Annotated in this window: 23 protein-coding genes and 1 tRNA gene; 3 read left to right on the top strand and 21 right to left on the bottom strand. The window is 59.7% G+C overall.

Annotated elements, in window-relative coordinates; translation table 11 throughout:
* The first annotated feature begins 46 nt into the window (after positions 1 to 46).
* Positions 47 to 2,260, top strand: a complete 2,214-nt coding sequence (locus tag PspR32_RS06345) for a TonB-dependent receptor (protein ID WP_159388222.1) — start codon at positions 47 to 49, stop codon at positions 2,258 to 2,260.
* Between the two features lie 134 nt (positions 2,261 to 2,394).
* On the opposite strand, the gene PspR32_RS06340 is transcribed toward PspR32_RS06345, so the two are convergent.
* From PspR32_RS06340 to PspR32_RS06255, 18 genes are all read right to left on the bottom strand, one after another.
* Positions 2,395 to 2,470, bottom strand: a tRNA-Lys gene (locus PspR32_RS06340).
* 61 nt (positions 2,471 to 2,531) lie between these two features.
* Positions 2,532 to 3,206 (bottom strand): 7-cyano-7-deazaguanine synthase QueC, encoded by a 675-nt coding sequence (queC, locus tag PspR32_RS06335; protein ID WP_010223185.1) that lies wholly within the window; start codon positions 3,204 to 3,206, stop codon positions 2,532 to 2,534.
* A gap of 13 nt (positions 3,207 to 3,219) precedes the next feature.
* On the bottom strand, positions 3,220 to 3,867 hold the full coding sequence (queE, locus tag PspR32_RS06330; protein WP_010223186.1) for a 7-carboxy-7-deazaguanine synthase QueE: 648 nt from the start codon (positions 3,865 to 3,867) through the stop codon (positions 3,220 to 3,222).
* A 158-nt stretch (positions 3,868 to 4,025) separates the two neighbouring features.
* Complete coding sequence (ybgF, locus tag PspR32_RS06325; RefSeq protein WP_159388221.1) at positions 4,026 to 4,856, bottom strand: tol-pal system protein YbgF; 831 nt, start codon at positions 4,854 to 4,856, stop codon at positions 4,026 to 4,028.
* 6 nt (positions 4,857 to 4,862) lie between these two features.
* Positions 4,863 to 5,360 carry a peptidoglycan-associated lipoprotein Pal gene (gene pal, locus PspR32_RS06320; RefSeq protein ID WP_159388220.1) on the bottom strand — a complete coding sequence of 166 codons (498 nt, stop codon included), beginning with the start codon at positions 5,358 to 5,360 and terminating at the stop codon, positions 4,863 to 4,865.
* Between the two features lie 52 nt (positions 5,361 to 5,412).
* Positions 5,413 to 6,714 carry a Tol-Pal system beta propeller repeat protein TolB gene (gene tolB, locus PspR32_RS06315; RefSeq protein WP_010223189.1) on the bottom strand — a complete coding sequence of 434 codons (1,302 nt, stop codon included), beginning with the start codon at positions 6,712 to 6,714 and terminating at the stop codon, positions 5,413 to 5,415.
* Positions 6,711 to 7,787 (bottom strand): cell envelope integrity protein TolA, encoded by a 1,077-nt coding sequence (tolA, locus tag PspR32_RS06310; protein WP_010223190.1) that lies wholly within the window; start codon positions 7,785 to 7,787, stop codon positions 6,711 to 6,713. Before tolA ends, tolB begins: the two co-directional genes overlap by 4 nt.
* Positions 7,787 to 8,239 (bottom strand): protein TolR, encoded by a 453-nt coding sequence (tolR, locus tag PspR32_RS06305; protein ID WP_010223191.1) that lies wholly within the window; start codon positions 8,237 to 8,239, stop codon positions 7,787 to 7,789. The genes tolA and tolR overlap by 1 nt, the downstream gene beginning before the upstream one ends.
* 14 nt (positions 8,240 to 8,253) lie before the next feature.
* The gene (gene tolQ / locus PspR32_RS06300; RefSeq protein WP_010223192.1) at positions 8,254 to 8,949 is read right to left on the bottom strand and encodes a protein TolQ; all 696 of its coding nucleotides are present in this window, start codon (positions 8,947 to 8,949) and stop codon (positions 8,254 to 8,256) included.
* Positions 8,950 to 8,951: 2 nt separating this feature from the next.
* Positions 8,952 to 9,407: a tol-pal system-associated acyl-CoA thioesterase gene (ybgC, locus tag PspR32_RS06295; protein ID WP_045193538.1), complete on the bottom strand. Its 456-nt coding sequence runs from the start codon at positions 9,405 to 9,407 to the stop codon at positions 8,952 to 8,954.
* A gap of 125 nt (positions 9,408 to 9,532) precedes the next feature.
* Positions 9,533 to 10,588, bottom strand: coding sequence for a Holliday junction branch migration DNA helicase RuvB (gene ruvB, locus PspR32_RS06290; protein WP_159388219.1), 1,056 nt, complete (start codon positions 10,586 to 10,588; stop codon positions 9,533 to 9,535).
* The gene (gene ruvA, locus PspR32_RS06285) at positions 10,589 to 11,197 is read right to left on the bottom strand and encodes a Holliday junction branch migration protein RuvA (protein ID WP_010223195.1); all 609 of its coding nucleotides are present in this window, start codon (positions 11,195 to 11,197) and stop codon (positions 10,589 to 10,591) included.
* Positions 11,198 to 11,305: 108 nt separating this feature from the next.
* The gene (gene ruvC / locus PspR32_RS06280; RefSeq protein ID WP_010223196.1) at positions 11,306 to 11,830 is read right to left on the bottom strand and encodes a crossover junction endodeoxyribonuclease RuvC; all 525 of its coding nucleotides are present in this window, start codon (positions 11,828 to 11,830) and stop codon (positions 11,306 to 11,308) included.
* Positions 11,831 to 11,947: 117 nt separating this feature from the next.
* The gene (locus tag PspR32_RS06275; RefSeq protein ID WP_010223197.1) at positions 11,948 to 12,694 is read right to left on the bottom strand and encodes a YebC/PmpR family DNA-binding transcriptional regulator; all 747 of its coding nucleotides are present in this window, start codon (positions 12,692 to 12,694) and stop codon (positions 11,948 to 11,950) included.
* Between the two features lie 121 nt (positions 12,695 to 12,815).
* Complete coding sequence (aspS, locus tag PspR32_RS06270) at positions 12,816 to 14,591, bottom strand: aspartate--tRNA ligase (protein ID WP_010223198.1); 1,776 nt, start codon at positions 14,589 to 14,591, stop codon at positions 12,816 to 12,818.
* A 93-nt stretch (positions 14,592 to 14,684) separates the two neighbouring features.
* The gene (locus PspR32_RS06265) at positions 14,685 to 14,906 is read right to left on the bottom strand and encodes an FmdB family zinc ribbon protein (protein ID WP_010223199.1); all 222 of its coding nucleotides are present in this window, start codon (positions 14,904 to 14,906) and stop codon (positions 14,685 to 14,687) included.
* Between the two features lie 93 nt (positions 14,907 to 14,999).
* The gene (locus PspR32_RS06260; protein WP_026001328.1) at positions 15,000 to 15,326 is read right to left on the bottom strand and encodes a ribbon-helix-helix domain-containing protein; all 327 of its coding nucleotides are present in this window, start codon (positions 15,324 to 15,326) and stop codon (positions 15,000 to 15,002) included.
* A 242-nt stretch (positions 15,327 to 15,568) separates the two neighbouring features.
* Positions 15,569 to 16,042 carry a Dps family protein gene (locus PspR32_RS06255; RefSeq protein WP_010223201.1) on the bottom strand — a complete coding sequence of 158 codons (474 nt, stop codon included), beginning with the start codon at positions 16,040 to 16,042 and terminating at the stop codon, positions 15,569 to 15,571.
* A gap of 298 nt (positions 16,043 to 16,340) precedes the next feature.
* On the opposite strand from PspR32_RS06255, the gene PspR32_RS26500 reads away from it, so the two are divergent.
* Entirely contained in the window at positions 16,341 to 16,928 is a 588-nt protein-coding gene (locus PspR32_RS26500; RefSeq protein WP_036994135.1) for a cold-shock protein, read from the top strand.
* 272 nt (positions 16,929 to 17,200) lie between these two features.
* On the opposite strand, the gene PspR32_RS06245 is transcribed toward PspR32_RS26500, so the two are convergent.
* The 3 genes from PspR32_RS06245 to PspR32_RS06235 all read right to left on the bottom strand — a co-directional run bounded on the left by PspR32_RS06245 (position 17,201) and on the right by PspR32_RS06235 (position 18,982).
* Entirely contained in the window at positions 17,201 to 18,226 is a 1,026-nt protein-coding gene (locus PspR32_RS06245; protein ID WP_159388107.1) for an IS110 family transposase, read from the bottom strand.
* A 120-nt stretch (positions 18,227 to 18,346) separates the two neighbouring features.
* Positions 18,347 to 18,553 carry a SlyX family protein gene (locus PspR32_RS06240; RefSeq protein ID WP_010224728.1) on the bottom strand — a complete coding sequence of 69 codons (207 nt, stop codon included), beginning with the start codon at positions 18,551 to 18,553 and terminating at the stop codon, positions 18,347 to 18,349.
* Between the two features lie 3 nt (positions 18,554 to 18,556).
* Positions 18,557 to 18,982 carry an HIT family protein gene (locus tag PspR32_RS06235; protein ID WP_159389361.1) on the bottom strand — a complete coding sequence of 142 codons (426 nt, stop codon included), beginning with the start codon at positions 18,980 to 18,982 and terminating at the stop codon, positions 18,557 to 18,559.
* An 807-nt stretch (positions 18,983 to 19,789) separates the two neighbouring features.
* Here PspR32_RS06235 and PspR32_RS06230 point away from each other — a divergent pair.
* Positions 19,790 to 21,094 carry an OprD family porin gene (locus tag PspR32_RS06230; RefSeq protein ID WP_010224732.1) on the top strand — a complete coding sequence of 435 codons (1,305 nt, stop codon included), beginning with the start codon at positions 19,790 to 19,792 and terminating at the stop codon, positions 21,092 to 21,094.
* The last annotated feature ends 45 nt before the right edge of the window (positions 21,095 to 21,139 follow it).

Below are 21,139 nucleotides of genomic sequence, written 5' to 3'. Positions count from 1 at the left end.
ATTCTCATAAACAACAGCGTTTTTATTTGTGTAGGTAGCTCCGCCCATGACACGCGAACTCACCCCCGGTCGTTCCTCCCGCCCCTTCATGGCTTCGGCAATCGGCCTGGCTGTCGCCTCGGTCTCAAGCTATGCCGTCGCCGACAAAGCACCGTCCTCCCCCCTACAGCTGGACAACATCAACGTCGACGCCCAGGCTGGCGGTGACTACAAGACCGAACATTCGGCCTCGAGCAAGTACGCCACATCACTGCTCGACACGCCACAAACCATCACCGTGGTGCCTTCCCAGGTCATCAAGGAGCAGCAGGCCCTGAGCCTGCGCCAGGTGCTGTCCAACGTCTCCGGCATCACCTTCAACGCTGGCGAAGGCGGCGGCGGTTCGGGCGACAGCATCAACATCCGCGGCTTCTCGGCCAACAGCAACATCCAGATCGACGGCCTGCGCGACAGTGCGCAGACCAACCGCACCGACACCTTCAACATCGAGCAGGTCGAAGTCATCAAGGGCCCCAACTCGGTGTTCGGCGGTGCCGGCACTACCGGCGGTAGCATCAACATCATCAGCAAGCAGCCCCAGAACCAGGCATTTACCCGCCTGGGCGGCAGCGTCGGTACCGACAACTACTACCGCATGACCCTGGACAGCAACCAGCCGCTGGAAGGCGTGGGGCAAGACAGCGCATTTCGCATCAACCTCATGGGCCACCAGAACGATGTCGCCGGTCGCGAGCAGATCGACCGGGAACGCTGGGGTGTCGCGCCGTCCCTGCGCCTGGGCCTGAGCGAGTCCACGCTCCTGACCCTGAGCGCCTTCCACCAGGTCGATGACAACCTGCCTGACTACGGCGTACCGGCCCTGGACGGCAAACGCCTGGCAGGGGTTAACCGCGACGACTATTTCGGCTGGAGGAACCTCGACAAGGAAGAGATCGAGCAGAGCTCGCTGACCGCCAACTTCGAGCATGATTTCAACGACAACCTGCGCCTGCAGAACCTCACGCGCTACAGCCATATCGCCCGCGATACCACGGTATCCGCTTCCCACGTCAATACCACCGGCGTCCCCCCGGGCCGTTACCGCCCCGCAGGCCCGCAAGGCTATGGCCGCGACGCGACCACCGAAATGTGGATTAACCAGACCAACCTGATCAGCAACTTCAACGTGCTGGGCATGCGTCACGACCTGGTCAGCGGCATTGAAGTGTCACGTGAAACCCTGGACCTGAAAACCTACGGCTATGGGCTGAGCAACGCCCTGTACCCTGCCAACGGCTACGACCTGAGCAACCCGCCGGGGTATTGGTCGGGGCCGGCCAACAAGGCCACCAGCGGCTACACCGAGACCGAGCTGAACAACCAGGCGCTGTACGTGTTCGACACGATTGCCCTGCATGAGCAATGGGACCTGAACCTGGGGCTGCGCTACGACATGTTCAAAGGCGAGGCCCAGGGGTACGACGCCGCCCGCGTGCGCACCTCCGACTTCGAATCGACCGACGAGAAACTCAGTGGCCGCGCCGGGCTGGTCTACAAGCCGACTGAGAATGGGCGCATCTACCTGGCTTGGGGCAACTCCTTCAACCCCTCCGCCGAAAGCCTGGCCTCCACCGGTGGCGGCCTGAGTGCTACCACTGAAAACCTCGCCCCGGAGAAAAACCAGACCTGGGAACTGGGCACCAAATGGGAGTTGCTCGACAAACGCCTGGAGCTGGACGCCGCCCTGTTTCGCGTCGAGAAGACCAACGCGCGCGAAACCATGGCCGACGGCTCGACCCAACTGGCCGGCAAGCAGCGCGTACAGGGCGTGGAAGTCGGCGTGACCGGGCACATCACTGAACAGTGGGATGTGTTCGCCAACTACACCTTCCTCGACAGTGAAACCCTCAAGGCCGCCGACACCGCAGCCGGTATTGCCCGTGAAGGCCAGGCGCTGGGCAACACCCCGCCACGCTCGCTCAACCTGTGGACCACCTACGAGCTGCCTGCTGGCTGGACCCTGGGCTATGGCGCGCGCTACGTCAGCGAACGCAACGTGACCTCCAGCACCAGCGCCAAGCTTGACGCCTATTGGCTGCACAATGCGATGGTGGCGTACCGGGTCAACGAGGACCTGGATCTGCAGCTGAACGTCAACAACCTGTTCAACAAGGACTATGTCGAACGTGTTCGTCAGCAAAACGGTACCGGGGCACGTTCTTCGGCAATCGAGTATGGCGATGCGCGTTCGGCGATTCTCTCGGCGACCTACGCGTTCTGATTGGTAGGAGCGAGGGTGCAACCTGCCTCGCGATTGCGAATGTCCTTCATATCGCAATCGCGGGGCAAGCCCGCTCCCACAGAAACGAAAAAGCCCGCGACCTTTGCAGGACGCGGGCTTTCTCTTACAGCGTATGGTGGGTCGTGTAGGATTCGAACCTACGACCAATTGGTTAAAAGCCAACTGCTCTACCAACTGAGCTAACGACCCGTTGGATGGCGCGTATAATACTGATTTCTAACAGGAAATCAACACCCCATCGCAAAATAATTTAAAAATATCGGGTCGGGTCCTCTACACCGGCGGCTTTGAAGCCCTCGGCGCGCAGGCGGCAGCTGTCGCATTTACCGCAGGCACGGCCTTCACCATCGGCCTGATAGCAAGAAACGGTCAGGCTGTAATCGACCCCACGGGCCATGCCGGCCTGGACGATCTGCGCCTTGCTGAGGTTCTGCAGCGGTGCCTGGATGCGAAAGCCTCGCCCTTCGACACCGGCTTTGGTGGCAAGATTTGCCATGCGCTCGAAAGCCTCGACGAACTCAGGACGGCAATCCGGGTAGCCGGAATAATCCACGGCGTTGACGCCGATGAAGATATCGCGGGCCTCAAGCACCTCTGCCCAGCCCAGGGCCAGGGACAGGAACACCGTATTGCGCGCAGGCACGTAGGTGACCGGGATGCCCTCGCTCGGCGCCTCGGGTACATCGATGCTGCTATCGGTCAGGGCCGAACCGCCAATACCGTCCAGGTTCAGGCCAATGACCTTGTGCTCGACCACGCCCAGGTCACGGGCAACCCGCGCGGCGGCGTTCAGCTCAGCGCGATGGCGCTGGCCGTAATCGAAGCTCATGGTGTAGCAGCTATAGCCTTCGGCCTTGGCCATGGCAACCACGGTGGCCGAGTCCAGGCCGCCGGAAAGCAGAATTACCGCACGTTTCTCAGTCATTGCATCACTCCTGTCAGCGTCCCGGTTCGTCGTTCCACAGCAGCTTGTGCAGCTGCATCTGAAAGCGAACCGGCAAATTATCGGCCACGATCCAGTCGGCCAGGTCGGTGGCGTTCACCTGATGGTGGCTTGGCGAGAACAGCACTTCGCCGGCGCGTTTTTCCAGGCCGTACTGAATGAGTTTGGACACCGCCCAGTCATAGTCTTCACGGGAACAGATAACGAACTTGACCTGATCGTTGGGGGTCAGCAGTTCGATGTTCTCGTAACGGTTGCGGTGCACTTCCTCCGAGCCTGGGGTCTTGAGGTCGACGACGCGGCTGACCCGGGTGTCGACCTTGGAAATATCCAGGGCGCCACTGGTCTCCAGCGAAACGTCGTAACCGGCGTCACACAACTGCTTGAGCAAAGGAATGGCATTGGGCTGGGCCAGCGGCTCACCACCGGTGACGCACACGTAGCGCGGCTTGTAACCGGCGACCTGGTCGAGGATCGAATCGAGGGTGCGGATGCTGCCGCCGCTGAAGGCGTATTCGCTGTCGCAATACTGGCAACGCAACGGGCAGCCGGTGAGGCGGACGAATACCGTGGGCAGCCCAGCGGTACGAGTTTCACCCTGCAAAGAGTAAAAAACTTCGGTGATACGTAATGTGTCTTGCATAGTCGCCACGGGCGTAACAGCTAAACAGGCTGTCCGCCTCCGTCAGGCACCGCTGAGAACCCGTCATCGCGTAGTTCGCAGCAGCGTGTTTCATAAAAGGGCAATGATTCTAACGAAAAAACCCGCGACTAGCGCGGGTTTCTTCTAAAACGGCTGGTTCAGAGCTTTTGCAGGTCACGCTGGGCCAGTTGTGCAGCCGAGGTCCCCGGGTACTGGGTAACCACCTGCTGGAGAATGCCCTTGACCCGGTCGGTGTGACCCAGGCGGCGTTCTACATCGGCCAGCTTGTACAGCGAGTCCGGCACCTTGTTGTGCTTGGGATACAGCTGGCTGACCTTGGCGAAGGCTTGCCCTGCAGCTTGCAGGTCGCCCTTGGCCAGGTTTACTTCACCGAGCCAGTACTGGGCGTTGCCGGCGTACTGACTGTTCGGGTATTTGCGCAGGAAGGCGTTGAACGCCTGGCTGGCCTTGTCGAAATCCTTGGCTTTGATCAGGTCGAAAGCAGCGTCGTAGTAGAGCTTCTCTTTCGCCGGATCACCAGGTTCGCTGCTGGCGGCAGGCAGTTGGCCGGCGGCAGCACCGGCGGCGGCGCCTGCAGCAGCACCGGCAGCGGCTTCGCCACCGGTAGGGGAATTGGTCGGAGTCGCGGCAGGTGCTACACCGCTTCCGATACGCCGATCCAGGTCCTGGTAACGCTCCAGGCTCTCCTGTTTCATGCGTGATACATCATTTTGCAGCTCTTCAATGATGCCTTGTTGACGCGCAATCTGCTCCTGCATTTGCTGCAGTTGCATGAACAGCTGGCCCTGTGCCGAGGCAGGGGCCGTAACCCCTCCCCCGGCATAGGCGCCGTTCGTACCATAACCCGCAGGTGGATAGCTGCTTGCGCCGCTATAGCCTGCGTTGTCATCAACAACAGGAACCTCAGCCCAGGCCATGAGAGGCAGGGTGAGAGCCAGGACGGTTACAGCACGACGGCACGTTCGCATATCGAATTACTTACGCAGTTCGACGCGACGGTTCTGAGCCCAGGACTGCTCGTCGTTGCCGGTAGCAACTGGACGCTCTTCGCCGTAGGAAACCAGTTCCAGCTGGGCAGGAGAAACGCCTTGCAGAACCAGGTAGCGTTGAACGGCTTTCGCACGACGCTCGCCCAGAGCCATGTTGTATTCGCGAGTACCACGCTCGTCGGTGTTACCTTCCAGCACGACGCGAGCGCCGTTGGCTTTCAGGTCCTTGGCATGAACGTCCAGAGCGCGCATGGCTTCTGGCTTCAGGTCCGAGCTGTCGTATTCGAAGTAGAAGGTGGTGATTGCGCGCAGAGCAGCTTCTTCGCTCAGGCTGCCGTCAACAGCGCCAGTGTTGGCACCGTAGCCAGCGTTAGGATCGACTTGGCCTTGGCCAGCGTCATCACCGCCCTTGGAGGAGCAACCTACAGCTACGGCCATGGCCAGAGCCAGCGCAGCAAACTTACCAAACTTCAGCATTTCCATCGTGAAACTCCTAATGAACCCCAGTGTGTTAAGTAAAACGTAAAGCGCCGCGTCAGTTCAGGTAAGGGGACCAGGACGGTTCTCTGACTTCGCCTTGAGCGGTAGGAAGCGGGAGCCTCACGCGTCCATTGAGAGAGACGAGCATCAAGACTCCCCGGCCCTGCTGGCGGGTGGCGTAGATTAGCATGGTGCCGTTGGGCGCAACAGTGGGTGACTCATCAAGACTGGTCTCGGAGAGAATCTTTACACTACCGCGTTGCAAATCTTGTGCAGCCACTTTGAAGTTGGTGAAACCTTGTTGGCGATGAATCATCACCAGGGTCTTTTCATCCGCCGACAGTTTAGGGTTGGCGTTGTAGTTACCCACAAAAGTTACCCGCTCTGCACCACCGCCGGAAACATTGGTTTTGTAGATTTGTGGTTTACCACCACGGTCGGAGGTGAAGTAGATAGTCGAGCCATCTTTACCCCAGAACGGTTCGGTATTGATACCAGGACCTGCAGTCACGCGCGACAGCTGGCGCGAGCCCATGTTCATCACGTAGATGTCCGGGTTACCGTCCTTGGACAGCACGAACGCCAGGCGCGAACCATCCGGCGACCAGGCTGGCGCACCGTTGAGGCCTTCGAAGTTGGTGATCTGCTCACGGCGGCCGGTATCGATGTGCTGAACGAAGATGCGCGGACGCTTCTGCTCGAACGACACGTAGGCAATACGCTTGCCGTCTGGTGCAAAGCGCGGCGACAGGATCGGCTCACGCGATTGCAGCAGGGTTACCGCCCGCGCACCGTCGTAGTCCGAACGCTGCAGGGTGTAACGGGTGTTGTTGGTCGAGAAGCGCTCGGCGGTCACGTAGAGCATGCGGGTGGAGAACGCACCCTTGATGCCGGTGAGTTTTTCGAACGACTGGTCGGCGATGTAGTGCGACATGTCGCGCAGTTGATCGACGCCGCCCGAGACGCTGCCGGTCAGCACTTGCTGCTCGGTGGCGACGTTGAACAGGGTGTACTGCACCTGCAGGCGACCGCCCGCTGGCACAATGCTGCCGACCATCACGTACTGGGCGCCCAGGGCTTTCCAGTCGCGGAAGATCACTTCGCTGGCCTGGCTCGGCTGGCTGATCATGTTCTGCCGAGGGATCGGCGAGTAATAACCGGAGTTGCGCAGGTCATTACCAATGATGTCAGCCATGTCTTCAGGCAGCACGCTGCCGCCCTGCAGACCGAACGGCACGACGGCGATCGGCGTGGCGCGATCGCTACCGCTGGTGACCAGAATGTTCTTTTCATCTGCTACGGCCAACCCTGCTGCGCAGCAGAGAACGACCAGCAGTCCTCGAAGAAGGTTAATCACAAGGCTAGATCCTCAGGTGTGAATGTCATCTTGAATGAACGATAGGGATTGAATTCGCTCGGTTTCAAGCCCTGCATTTCGGTTAAACGACCAATGTTCTTGACCGCTGCCACAGCCGAGCTGTCAAACGGACCGTCACCACTGGAGCGGGCTACGCTCACCGAGGTAATGGTGCCATCCGGCAACATGCCGATCTGCAGGACCACCGTCATGTTCTTGCGCGCAGAAGGTGGACGTGCCCAACCCTCGGCCGCACGTGCACGAATCAGATCGTCGAAGTCGCCGGCTACCTGATCACCCTGCTCGTCAGCCAGGGCTTGCTGCCGTTCGGTGGTGTCGGACAGAAGCTCGGCCAGGGCCTGGGCTTTCTTGTCTTCCGCCGCCTTGCGGGCTGCATCCTGTGCCTTCTTCTTGGCCGCATCGGCTGCAGCTTTCTTCTTGGCGTCTTCAGCGGCCTTCTTCTTCGCTTCTTCGGCCACTGCTTTCTTCTTGGCATCCTCGGCCGCCTTCTTCTTGGCGTCCTCGGCTGCTTTTTTCTTGGCTTCTTCAGCCGCCTGCTTCTTGGCCTCTTCGTCAGCCTTTTTCTTGGCTTCCTCTTCGGCCTTCTTCTTGGCGATGTCGGCCTGTTGCTTCTCGGCGGCCTTTTTCGCCTCTTCGGCCTTCTTGGCTTCGGCGGTTTTCTTCGCTTCTTCAGCCTTCTCGGCTTGTTCGGCTTTTTTCGCTTCGGCTTCGGCTCGCGCCTCTTCGGCCTTTTGAGCCGCTTCTTCTTTCTTTTGTTCCGCAGCCTTCACTGCCTGCTGCTCGACCTTCTTCTGCTCCATCTGCTCTTCTTCGGTTTGACGCGAAGCAGTCTTCTTGGCTTCACCGGCAATCTTCTGATTGGTCTGAGTGGTGGCCTGACTCTTGGATTTGAGCTGGTACAGGGTTGCCTGGACAATAGGCTTGGCCGGCGGCAGTTCCGGGGTCATGGCAAAACTGACGAACAGCATGCCGAACACCAGAACGTGCAGCGCAATGGCCCAGACGCTGGGCCAGAAATAGCTTTCCGAGGCGGATGGCTCTCGCTGTTGCATCAGGGCGCCTCGGTAATCAGGCCAACGTTACCGACACCTGCCTTCTGCAACCCGCCCATGGCACCCATGACCGCACCGTAGTCGACGGACTTGTCGCCACGGATGAAGACCTGGGTCTGCTTGCCCTGGTCACGGCCGGCGCCGATGATCTTGGTCACGGCGTCGGTCATTTGCGGCAAGGTCATGGCCTTGTCCATCTGCTTGTCGGTGTCGACTTCGCTGCCAAGGTTCCAGTAGTAGGTCTTGTCAGCCTTGATCGAAATGGTCAGGACCTGGGTGTTGTTGTCCTGCGGCAAGGCTTCGCTGGAAACCTTGGGCAGGTCGACCTTCACGCCCTGGTTGAGCATCGGTGCGGTCACCATGAAAATCACCAGCAGTACCAGCATCACGTCGATGTATGGCACCACGTTCATTTCGGCGACCGGCTTGCGTTTGTGGCGAACTCGGGCCATGGGCTTTTACCTGATCACTCTTCGCTGGTGTGCACTTTACGGTGCAGGATGGCCTGGAACTCGTCGGCGAACGTGTAGTAGCGGCCGATCAAGACTTCACTGCGGGCAGCGAAACGGTTGTAGGCAATAACCGCAGGGATCGCGGCGAACAGGCCGATCGCGGTGGCGATCAGGGCTTCGGCGATACCCGGGGCCACGGTGGCCAGGGTCGCTTGCTGCGCCGAGGCCAGGCCGCGGAACGAGTTCATGATGCCCCAGACAGTACCGAACAGGCCGATGTACGGGCTGGTCGAACCGACAGTGGCGAGGAACGGCAGGCTCTGCTCGAGCTTCTCTTCCTCGCGGGAGATGGCGACGCGCATGGCCCGGCCAACGCCTTCCATGACCGCATCGGGGTCGACGCCCGGCTGCTGGCGCAGACGCGAGAACTCCTTGAAGCCGGCGCGGAACACCTGCTCTACGCCCGAATCAGGGTCCGGGTTGCTGCCAGCCTGACGGTACAGCTTGGACAGGTCGATACCCGACCAGAAGCGCTCTTCAAAGCTGTCCAGCGCACGACGACCGGCGCGCAGCATGGTGCTGCGCTGAAAAATCATGATCCATGACGTTACCGATGCGGCCACCAGAATCAGCATGACCAGCTGTACCACGATGCTGGCATTGCTGACCAAGCTCCACATGGAGGTATGGTCGACGACGTTAGCTTCCACGCTTAATCTCCTGCATTTGAATGAGTACCCGGATCGCCCGCCTCGGCAAAGGCCGCGCGCAGCGCTTGGGGGATGGCCCGGGGTTTGAAAGTATCGGCGCGCACACAGGCCACCAGGAACTGCCCCTCACAGAGCAGCGTTGCATCTTTTTCGCGCCATACCTGCTGCACGAAGCGCAGGCTGGCGCGGTTCAATTCAAGCACTTGCGCGGTAACCCGCAATTCATCGTCCAACCGCGCTGGCGCGTGATAGCGCGCCTCGCTGGAGTGGACCACGAACAGCAGGTTGTCCTGCGCCAGTGCCGACTGGGCAAAGCCCAGGTCACGCAACCGCTCGGTGCGGGCACGTTCCATGAATTTCAGGTAATTGACGTAATACACCACGCCGCCGGCATCGGTATCTTCGTAATAGACACGACAACGATGTGCGAACGGCTCTAGCTCATTTTGCGCGCGCATACTCTAGTGCTAACTCCTCAGCTTGCCAATCCGCCCCGGCAACTGTTTTTCATCGATTATGTCGTATTGCCAGCGCGACTGAGGCATGCCCGCGGTTAGGACCACAGAAACGCTGGATAAATCTGTCATTCATCGGTCTGGGCAGAAAAACCCTCGCCACTGATCGATTCGCCCAGGCGGTTGGGGATGTTCAGGCCGAAATGCAGGTAGGCGTGACGGGTAACCACCCGCCCCCGTGGCGTGCGCATGATGTAGCCCTGCTGGATCAGGTAGGGTTCGAGCACATCCTCGATGGTGTGGCGCTCCTCACTGATGGCCGCAGCCAGGCTGTCGACCCCGACCGGGCCGCCATCGAACTTCTCGATCATGGTCAGCAGCAGGCGCCGGTCCTGGTGGTCGAAGCCGCGCTCGTCGACATCCAGCAGGTTCAGCGCCATGTCGGCGACCGGCTTGGTGATATGGCCCTTGCCGCGCACCTCGGCGTAGTCGCGCACCCGCCGCAGCAGGCGATTGGCGATCCGCGGCGTGCCACGGGCCCGGCGGGCGATCTCGAAGGCGCCTTCGTCTTCGATCGGCAAGCCGAGAATGCCACCGGAACGGCTGACGATGGTCGCCAGGTCCTCGGTGTTGTAGAACTCAAGGCGCTGGACGATGCCGAAACGGTCGCGCAGCGGGTTGGTCAGCATGCCGGCCCGCGTGGTGGCGCCGACCAGGGTAAAGGGTGGCAGGTCGAGCTTGATCGAGCGCGCCGCCGGCCCCTCACCGATCATGATATCGAGCTGGAAGTCTTCCATGGCCGGGTACAGCACTTCTTCGACGATGGGCGACAGGCGATGGATTTCGTCGATGAACAGCACATCGTGAGGCTCGAGGTTGGTCAGCAAGGCGGCCAGGTCCCCCGGACGCTCGAGGATCGGCCCTGAGGTGCTCTTGATCGACACGCCCATTTCCTGGGCGATGATGTTGGCCAGGGTGGTCTTGCCCAGCCCCGGCGGACCGAAGATCAGGGTGTGGTCGAGGGAGTCGTTGCGCCCACGGGCAGCCTCGATGAACAAGGCCATCTGCTCACGCACCACCGGCTGGCCGATGTATTCGGCCAGGCGCAAGGGGCGGATCGCCCGGTCCTGGACCTCTTCACGGTCACGTCCGGTGGCGGCTATCAGGCGGTCAGCTTCAATCACTTAGATCATTCCCTTCAGACTGCGACGAATCAGCTCTTCGCTGCTCAGACCCTTGGCATCCACCGCGGCCACGGCCTTGCTGGCTTCCTGAGGCTTGTAGCCCAGGGAAATCAGCGCGCTGACGGCATCCGCTTCGGCGCTGGAGACGCTGGCAATCGGTAGCGGACCATTGGGCACAAGGGCAAACATGGCCGGAGAGGTTTCCCAGGCCTTGAAACGATCCTTGAGCTCGACCAGCAGGCGCTCAGCCGTCTTTTTACCAACCCCCGGGACCTTGACCAGGGCCGAAGCATCCTGGGCCTGGACACAGCGTACCAGTTCGTCGACCTCCAGGCCCGACATCAATGCCAGGGCCAGTTTGGGACCCACGCCATTGAGACGGATCAGCTCGCGAAACAGCTCGCGCTCGCGCTTTTCATGAAAGCCATACAACAGATGAGCGTCCTCGCGCACCACCAGGTGGGTGTGCAAGGTCACCACTTCACCGACCTTGGGCAGACGGTACAGGGTGGTCATCGGCACTTCGAGCTCGTAGCCCAGGCCGTTGACATCGACAATCAGGTGCGGCGGCTGCTTTTCAGCCAGGGTTCCGCGCAAACGTCCAATCACGTTCCGATCCTTCCTCTTGGGCACCGGCAAACGACCGGTCAACCCTAACAGCAAATGCAATGGCCGATGGCATTGCCCGGGCAAAATGTGTTTCAGCAGATGATGCTATCAGAGCCGCAAACGCCCACTGCGACTGCGCGCCGCCCCCAGGCCATGGGGCACCAGGCTTGAGCGGGTATGGGCGTGGCACAAGGCGATGGCCAGGGCGTCGGAGGCGTCGATCTGCGGTTTCTGCGTCAGTTTAAGCAGGTGCATGACCATCATCTGCACCTGCTCCTTGTTGGCGCCACCCGTGCCGGCAACCGCCTGCTTGACCTGGGTGGCGCTGTACTCGGCAATCTCCAGGCCTTCTTCGATGGCGGCGACGATGGCCGCGCCGCGGGCCTGGCCGAGCTTGAGCGCCGAATCGGCGTTGCGTGCCATGAACACCCGCTCGATGCCCATGGTCACCGGGCCGTGCTGGCGAATGATCTCGCGCACGCCACGAAACACGATCTGCAGTCGCTCCGGCAGCTCGCCCGCGCCGGTACGGATACAGCCGGACGCCACATACTCGCAGCCGCGCCCAGTATGGCGCACCACGCCATAGCCGGTGATGCGCGAGCCAGGGTCGATGCCAAGAATCAGAGTCATAACGCCTGCATACTCAATGACGCGTGATCGCGCCGTACTAAAAACAGAAGCCGGACCGGCTCGCAGGTGCAATGCATCTGCAGGCGGATCCGGCCTCGGACAAACCAGAAGCGAAGCTTAGCCGAGCTGCTCCATGACTTCGTCAGGAATTTCGGCATTGGAGTAGACGTTCTGCACGTCGTCCAGGTCTTCAAGCATGTCGATCAGCTTGAGTACCTTCTGCGCGCCGTCCAGGTCGAGTTCGGCACTGGTGGTCGGCTGCATGACGATTTCGGCGTCGGCAGCCTTGAAACCGGCCTCTTCCAGGGCATTACGCACGGCATAGAAGCTGTTGAACGAGGTGAAGACATCGAACGAGCCGTCGTCGTTGCTGACCACGTCGTCGGCATCGGCCTCCATCGCCGCTTCCATCAGCGCATCTTCGTCGACGCCAGCGGCAAAACTGATCTGCCCCTTGCGCTCGAACAGGTAGGCCACCGAGCCATCAGTACCGAGGTTACCACCGCATTTGCTGAAGGCATGACGCACCGCAGCTGCGGTACGGTTGCGGTTGTCGGTCATGGCCTCGACCATGATCGCCACGCCACCGGGGCCGTAACCTTCGTAGCTGAGTTCTTCGACGTTGTCGGCTTCGGCCGTGCCAGCACCACGGGCAACCGCCCGGTCGATGATGTCGCGGCTCATGTTCGCTCCCAGCGCCTTGTCCAGGGCCAGGCGCAAGCGCGGGTTGGAGGCCGGGTCGCCACCGCCCTGCTTGGCGGCAACGGTCAGCTCACGAATCCACTTGGTGAAGATCTTGCCTCGCTTGGCATCCTGGCGCTCTTTGCGGTGCTTGATGTTTGCCCACTTGGAATGACCAGCCATAACGCACTCCGAATCCTTTGTAACAATGCCACGCCCCGGCCGCGCTCATGCCCGACCGAGACCTTGAAATTCATGCGCCTTAACGCAAAGGCGCATCCATGTGGATGCGCCCGGGGTCCGCTTACTCAGCCTTGGGCTGTTCGCGCAGACGGATATGCAACTCACGCAGGGCCTTGGCATCGACCAGGCCCGGGGCCTGGGTCATGACGCACGCGGCGCTCTGGGTTTTCGGGAAGGCAATCACTTCGCGAATCGACTGGGCGCCGGTCATCAGCATCACCAGACGGTCCAGGCCGAAGGCCAGGCCGCCGTGCGGCGGTGCGCCGAACTTCAGGGCGTCGAGCAGGAAGCCGAATTTCTCTTCCTGTTCAGCCGCTTCGATACCCAGCAGACGGAAGACCGCCTGTTGCATCTCTTTGCGGTGAATACGGATCGAACCGCCACCCAGCTCGGTACCGTTGAGGACCATGTCGTAGGCACGCGACAGCGCGGTGGCCGGGTTGGCCTCCAGCTCTTCGGGGCTGCATTTTGGCGCGGTGAACGGGTGATGCAGGGCGGTGAAGCTGCCGTCGTCGTTCTCTTCGAACATCGGGAAGTCAACCACCCACATCGGGGCCCACTCGCAGGTGTGCAGGTTGAAATCGTTACCGACCTTGATGCGCAGGGCGCCCAGCGCCTCGCTGACGATCTTGGCCTTGTCGGCGCCGAAGAACACGATGTCACCATCGACCGCGCCCACGCGATCAAGGATCACGTTGAGGTTGGCCTCTGGGATGTTCTTGACGATCGGCGACTGCAGGCCGTCGACGCCCTTGGCGCGCTCGTTGACCTTGATGTACGCCAGGCCCTTGGCACCGTAGATGCCCACGAACTTGGTGTACTCGTCGATGCGGCTGCGCGGCATGCTCGCGCCACCCGGCACGCGCAGGGCGGCAACGCGGCTCTTCGGATCGTTGGCCGGGCCGCTGAAGACCTTGAATTCGACTTCCTTGAGCTGGTCGGCAACGTCGACCAGTTCCAGCGGGATACGCAGGTCCGGCTTGTCGGAACCGTAGCGGCGCATGGCTTCTTCAAAGGTCATGTGCGGGAATTCGCCGAATTCCAGGTCCAGGACTTCCTTGAACAGCTTGCGGATCATGCTTTCGGTCAGGCCCATGATCTCGGACTCATCGAGGAAGCTGGTCTCGATGTCGATCTGGGTGAATTCCGGCTGACGGTCGGCGCGCAGGTCTTCGTCACGGAAGCACTTGGCGATCTGGTAGTAGCGGTCGAAGCCGGCCACCATCAGCAGTTGCTTGAACAGCTGCGGCGATTGCGGCAAGGCGAAGAAGCTACCGGCATGGGTACGGCTTGGCACCAGGTAGTCACGCGCGCCCTCGGGGGTGGCACGGGTGAGGATCGGCGTTTCGACGTCGAGGAAGCCGTTTTCATCGAGGAAGCGGCGGATGCTGGTAGTGATCCGCGAGCGCAGGCGCAGCTTCTCGGCCATTTCCGGGCGACGCAGGTCGATGAAGCGATAGCGCAGGCGGGTTTCTTCGCCAACGTCGGAGTATTCGTTGAGCGGGAACGGCGGCGTTTCTGCTTCGTTCAGTACGGTCAGCTCGTAACCCAGCACTTCGATGGCGCCAGACGCCATGTTGGCGTTGACCGCACCCGCCGGACGCGGACGCACCTTGCCGGTGATCTGCACCACGTATTCGCTGCGCACGCGATCGGCGGCGGCGAAGCTTGCTGCGCGATCCGGGTCGAAGACGACCTGGGCCATGCCTTCGCGATCACGGATATCGAGGAAAATCACCCCGCCGTGGTCGCGGCGACGATGGACCCATCCGCAAAGGGTAATTTCCTGACCTTCCAGGCTCTCGTTCAGTTGGCCGCAATAATGGCTGCGCATCATGATGGTGGTTTCGCTTCTCGTCATTCGTATGTTCAGTGGAGGCCCTGCAGCCCCAAAGGGCTAATAGTGCAAGACCCTGCCGGGGCAATCAACTCAGTCGGCCTTGTCGCCGCCTGCCAGGTTCTTTTTCGCACCGGTCTTGAAGTCGGTTTCGTACCAGCCCGTACCGCCCAGGCGGAACCCCGGGGCCGAGATCAGCTTCTTCAACGCAGGCTGCTCACACGCCGGACAATCGGTCAGCGGTGCGGCACTGAGCTTCTGGAGGGCTTCCATCTGGTGGTTGCAGGAAGCACATTGATAGTCGTACATGGGCATAGGCGTGTCTCGTTAACCACAGCGCAGGCTGGTTCAGGCAGTAAAGCGCGGGATTATATATGGTTAAGGAGTGCTGTGCAGCCCGGCAACCGACTAGCGTGTCACCTTCGCCCCCAACAGGTAGACCACGCAGACCACGCGGATCAGCCCGCTGAAATTTTTAACCCCGCCATGACGCAAGTGAACCTCACGGTCTACATACGACAGCACCGCGTTGACCGTGCACTGGTTGGCCTCGGCGATGCGCTCGAGAATGGTCCAGTAGATCTCCTCAAGGCGCAGGCAGGTGGCAAAGCCGTTCAGGCGCACCGAACGCGATAACGGCTGGGCCAGGCCCATATTGAAATCTGCCTCGAACGGATCGACGCCTTCCTTGTGCGCACCACCTGTGCGCCCTGTATGGTTCATCCATGCCGACATAGTCGTACCACGCCACTGTTTTAACCAGGAAACAAACCCGCGTGCGCTGTGCACGCCGGAACATGCCCTTAATAAAGCGCCGTGCCGTCGGTCGGTGCCAGCAGACTCACTCACTCTGCCTGTAGGAAGACTCGGTAATAAACCCGGTACTTGAAACACCGGAAACCACTTCCACACGAACTAAAACGCCCGAACTCAACAACAAGTTCGGGCGTTTGCAGTGGGCTCGAGAAACGCGAAGATCACTTTCCTTCGAGCAGAGAGCGCAGCATCCAGGCGGTCTTTTCATGCACCTGCATGCGCTGGGTGAGCAGGTCGGCGGTCGGCTCGTCGCTGACCTTGTCGAGCACCGGGAAGATGCTGCGCGCCGTGCGGGTGACCGCCTCCTGGCCCTCTACCAGTTGCTTGATCATTTCGTCGGCGGCCGGCACGCCCTCCTCCTCCTTGATAGAGGAAAGCCGCGCATAGATCGAATAAGCGCCGGGCGCCGGGAAGCCGAGGGCGCGAATACGCTCGGCAATTGAATCGACGGCCAGGGCCAGTTCGTTGTACTGCTCTTCAAACATCAGGTGCAAGGTACGGAACGCCGGGCCGGTGACATTCCAGTGGAAGTTGTGGGTCTTCAAATAAAGTACATAAGTATCCGACAACAGGCGCGACAAACCCTCGACGATGGACTTGCGATCTTCTTCGCTGATACCGATATCGATTGCCATGCAGTTCCCCTTTGCTTAGTGCTTGCTGATCAAGCGGGTACAAACCACTGTACCAAGAGTTTTCAGCCCCTGCAGCCTCGTGCCTGCGACACAGGGCTGCAGGCCGCGCGACACACGGTGGGCCACTGATTTGAGAAGCCCGGGGCTTTGCTGTTAAATAGGCAGCGTGCCGCCCGCGCCGATTGTCATTGCGCGGGCGCATAGGCTGACCTTTTTCACGTTTTTGCGCTTTTTGACCCGTGCGCGCCGTGAAGTCAGCTCTTCCTGTGATCCGCCTTATCAATGTGAGCCAACCAACATGTTCAAGATCGTCCACCTGTTGACGGGCGTTGCAGCTTTGCTGCTGTCCTTCATACCCAGCCTCAGAACCGAAGCCATTCCCTTCCTGCAGCAACCGGAGGCCGTTTATCTGGCACTCTTCGGCCTGCTCAACCTGGTCATTGCTCCCGTGCTTCCCCAGCATTACCGGGGCGTACGGCAACATCTGCAGCGTGCTGCCAGCGCCTTGCTGGTGCTTGCCGTGATCCTGCAGACCGTGACCCTGCTGGCCCGTCCAGAGCTCGGCAACCTGCCAGCGCTGGCCTGCGCCCTGCTGGCCAGCGTCCTGCATCTGATTGCCGGCTTCGCCAAAAACACGGCCTCACGCAGCCAGAACACCCAGTACGACATGTCCAATCGCGATACCGGTACCGTGAAGTGGTTCAACACGTCCAAGGGTTTCGGCTTTATCTCCCGCGACTCGGGCGATGACATCTTCGTTCACTTTCGCGCCATTCGCGGCGAGGGCCATCGTGTCCTGGTCGAAGGTCAACGTGTCGAGTTCTCGGTCATGAACCGTGACAAGGGCCTGCAGGCCGAAGATGTGATTGCCGCGCCACGACGCTGATCGCCAGCCACAAAAATCTATGGTCACCCCATTTTTTGCAATACTGATTAACGGATGAAATGGTTGGCTTGCTTAAATCTATCCGGCGTCAAATTGGGGCAAGCCCCGCGCCACGATGAGAGTCGCGCCTGACGATCCTTAAAAACCGCTCGGCTTCGAGAGCCGATTTTTATGCCAGGATCTTCGCCAGGCCGGTAGGCCGTTCAGTTCATCTATTGCTCAGCTATCGCAAAACCTGAAAGGTGAGTCGTGGTACAGCAACAACCGCAGGGTCAGGCGCTCAAGGCGCCTGGCCCTGTTTCGTATTGGGTGTGGTGAGCAGAAATCGCCCAAGCTATGCGGGCGAGCTTGTTGGCCAGCGCGCAGGCGACTACGTTTGAGTGCCGCCGCGTCAGAAGTGCTCGCACCCAGTCCGCCAACGGCCCTTTCTGCCGCTCCAGGTGCTGCATGTAGACTCTGGCGCATTGCACCAACAGCCGTCGCAGATTCTTGTCGCCACGCTTGCTGATACCTAGCAAATTAGCTTTGCCGCCTGTGCTGTATTGCCTGGGCACCAAGCCTAGAGATGCCGCAAAATCTCGACTGCAGCCGTATTGCTGGCCGTCGCCCATTTCCACAGCCAGCAGGCTGGCGGTGATCGGCCCGACACAGGGCATGCTCAGCAAACGACGCCCTAGATCATCGTCGGCCAGCTGGCCTGCCAGCTCTTTATCCAGCTCCTTAATTTGCTCGTCCAGATACACAAAATGGCCGTGCAGACGTTGCAGTAGCACCGTCAGCCGAACAGGCAGCTCGTGCTCCGCCAGTACAGCAGACAGACGCTTCATGACCGCCAGCCCCTGCGGCAAGCTAATGCCGAACTCAAGCAAGAACCCATGCATCTGGTTGACGGCCTTGGTGCGGTCGCGGATTAGTGACTCGCGTAGGCGATGCAACACAGAAAGGGTCTGCTGGGCTTCGGTCTTGGGCGAAACGAAACGCATCGAGGGGCGTGAAGCGGCTTCGCAGATTGCTTGCGCATCGACGAAATCGTTTTTATTGCCTTTGACAAAGGGCTTAACGAATTGAGGCGAGATCAGCCTGACCTGATGCCCTAAGGCAGCCAGCTCGCGAGCGACGAAGTGTGCACCGGCACACGCTTCCATAACCACGGTGCACGCTGGCAAATTGGCAAAAAACCGCATCATTTGCTGTCGTGAGAGTTTCTTGCGAAACAGCTCTCGGCCGGACTTATCCTGGCCGTGCAAATGGAAGGTGTGTTTGCCTAGGTCGATACCGACCAGTGCCAAATCGCTCATGGTGATGGCCTCCGGAAATAAAACACCCTGCGAAAGCGTAGCCCTCGCAGGGTGTCGGGGTGACCATCTCATTAACCGCGACGGCATCACTGCCCATCGCGGTTTTTTTACACCCCAGAATCAGTAATGGGGCGGCGGTGCTTCTTCTTCACTGGCCTGGTACTGGCCGACCATTTCTTCGTAGCGCTTGAGCAGCGCCGCCATTTGCAACTGCAGGCGTTCAACGACCCGCTGCTGCTCGACCAGCACATCGTTCAAGGCCAGCAAGGTATCGTCCTGAAAGGCCAGCCGACTTTCCAACTCGGTCACCCGCGCTTCAAGGGTCATGATTCAAGCCTCCATGAACTGAAAATCGTCAACCAATACCTCGGCCAGGCGCAAACGAACATCGGCCAACTGTTGTGGCGAATATTCAATCGCAGGCTTATTGCCCCAAACAAGCGCCGGCCAGGCCGGATCAGTGCGACGACGAACAATGACGTGCATATGTAGCTGGCTAACTACATTGCCGAGGGTCGCCACATTCATCTTGTCGGCGGCAAAGGTATCCTTGAGCACCTGCGCCAAGGCTGTAGTTTCTTTCCAGAGTTGCTGCTGATCTTTGTCATCAAGTTGAAACAATTCACTGATATCCGCACGGCGCGGCACCAGGATAAACCAGGGATAGTTGGCATCCTTGCTCAGCAGCAGGCGACATAGTGGAAAGTCACCCAGGCACAAGGTGTCTTGTTGAAGACGTTGATCCAGAACAAACACAGCGAAATCTCCTACAACAGCACAATACCTCGCCCACGCAAGCACCGCGAGCCACAGCCAGCAGGATACTCCTGATCGGCTGCCGCGGCATTGCCTGCTGCCGTATAAATGAAGAGACGCACTGTTTTGGCCCCCAACCGGCTGAAAAAAGGCCTGCAGACGAACGGGTGTTACGGTGCCCGATCGATAAAACGCTACTTTTCGCACCAAAATGAAGCCACCCATCCCCTCCTCGCCCACCGAACATCCACAAACTACTCAGCTTTAGCCTTCAGCGGTAACGCTTTGACTTTACGGGCAACTTTTTCAGTTATTCCATGGTAAGCGCCGACGGCTAACCAAAGGTTCTTTGACCCCCGGTTTCTCGGCACCTGGCCGCCCTGCACTGCAGAAAAGTGAAAATTTCGTGAACCCTGTTCGATTTTGTGCACGCTTGTTGCATTGTCATCCACCACAGTCGGCACGCCATCTGCATTGAAGCGGTGAGCGGCGACAAATTAACAACAGCTGCATGGGGTAACCAGGGAGTTTCAGAAGGTGCGGGCTAGCGTTTTTTACCTATCCTTAAACCGCCTGAAACAGCGCTGGAGTTGTACGGCCCGCGAAAAACGGGGCGTGATTTGCGACAAGGACATAACGGTTAGCGACATGACCGTAAAGTTACCGAAAGGTTCTTTGCCCCCATATCGCCAACGATGGTCAGCGTGATATACATTTCCGCCGACACAAAAAGAAAGAGCCGCGCTGTATAAAAAAATCAAACAGCGACGGCAGTACTCTTCCTAAAAACCAAAGGAGCAAATCACGATGCGCGTGATGAAGTGGAGCATAATCGCCCTGGCTGTTGCAGCCGGCACCTCGCAGATGGCAGTGGCCTCTTCTCAGGATGAGTCCAAGGGCTTTGTTGAAGACAGCAAACTCAATGTCAAAACCCGCATGCTGTATTTTAGCCGTGACTTCCGTAACGTGCCTAATGATGAACAAAGCCGCGTTGAAGAAACCGGCCTGGGCTTCCTCGGCACCTTCCAGTCGGGCTTTACCCAAGGCACCGTAGGTGTCGGTGTCGACGCCATCGGCATGCTCGGCCTGAAACTGGACAGTGGCAAGGGTCGCGCCGGCACCGGCCAGTTCCCGCTGGGCGAGGATGGCCGTTCGCAAGACTCGTTTTCCGAAGGTGGCGCGGCGGTCAAGTTCCGCATCTCCGACACCGTGCTGAAATACGGCACCCAGTTCACCGCCCTGCCAGTTCTGGCGACCGACGACAGCCGTCTGCTGCCGGAAACCGTCGAAGGCTTCCTGGTTACCAGCAAGGAAATCAAAGGCCTTGAGCTGAACGCCGGTCACTTCACAGCACTGAATGCTCAATCGCAGTCCTACCACGACAGCATCGGTGGCAAGAACCGCACTACCTGGGTCAAGAACCCAGGCCTGACCCAGGCCGACGTATTCGGCGGCACCTATGCCTTCACCGACACCCTGAGCACCAGCCTCTACTATTCCAAGGTCGAAGACTACTGGCGCAAATACTACGCCAACGTCAACTGGGCACTGCCGATCAGCGACAAGCAAGGCCTGGTGTTCGACTTCAACATTTATGACACCAAGAGCGACGGCGCGGCCAACGTTACCGCATTCGATGGTGACAAACTTGATAACCGTGCGTTCAGCCTGTCGGGCGCCTACAACATTGGCGCGCACACCTTCACCCTGGCCTACCAGAAAGTTACCGGTGACGGCGACTATGCCTACGGCATCGACGGCGGCGGTACCATTTTCCTGGCCAACTCCATCGCCCGTTCCGACTTCAACGCCGAAGACGAGAAATCCTACCAGGCACGTTACGACCTGAACTTCGCCGAATACGGCGTTCCAGGCCTGACCTTCATGACCCGTTATGTCAAAGGTACCGGCGCCAACGTCACAGGCACCGACAACGGCAAGGAATGGGAACGCGATATCGAGGCCAAGTACGTCCTGCAGGAAGGTCCGGCCAAAGACCTGAGCTTCCGCATTCGTCAAGCCACCTACCGTTCCGGCGACGGCGTTTACTACGGTTCGCCATCGATCGACGAACTGCGCCTGATCGTCGAGTACCCGCTGAGCATCCTGTAAGCCTTAGGGTTTCAGTATCCCCAGTACGAAGAAGCCCGGCACTGC

Origin of the sequence: Pseudomonas sp. R32, assembly GCF_009866705.1 — a bacterium.
Classification (GTDB): domain Bacteria; phylum Pseudomonadota; class Gammaproteobacteria; order Pseudomonadales; family Pseudomonadaceae; genus Aquipseudomonas; species Aquipseudomonas donghuensis.
The sequence above is the reverse complement of the archived record's forward strand: the minus strand, read 5'-3'. Positions and strand labels throughout refer to the sequence as shown.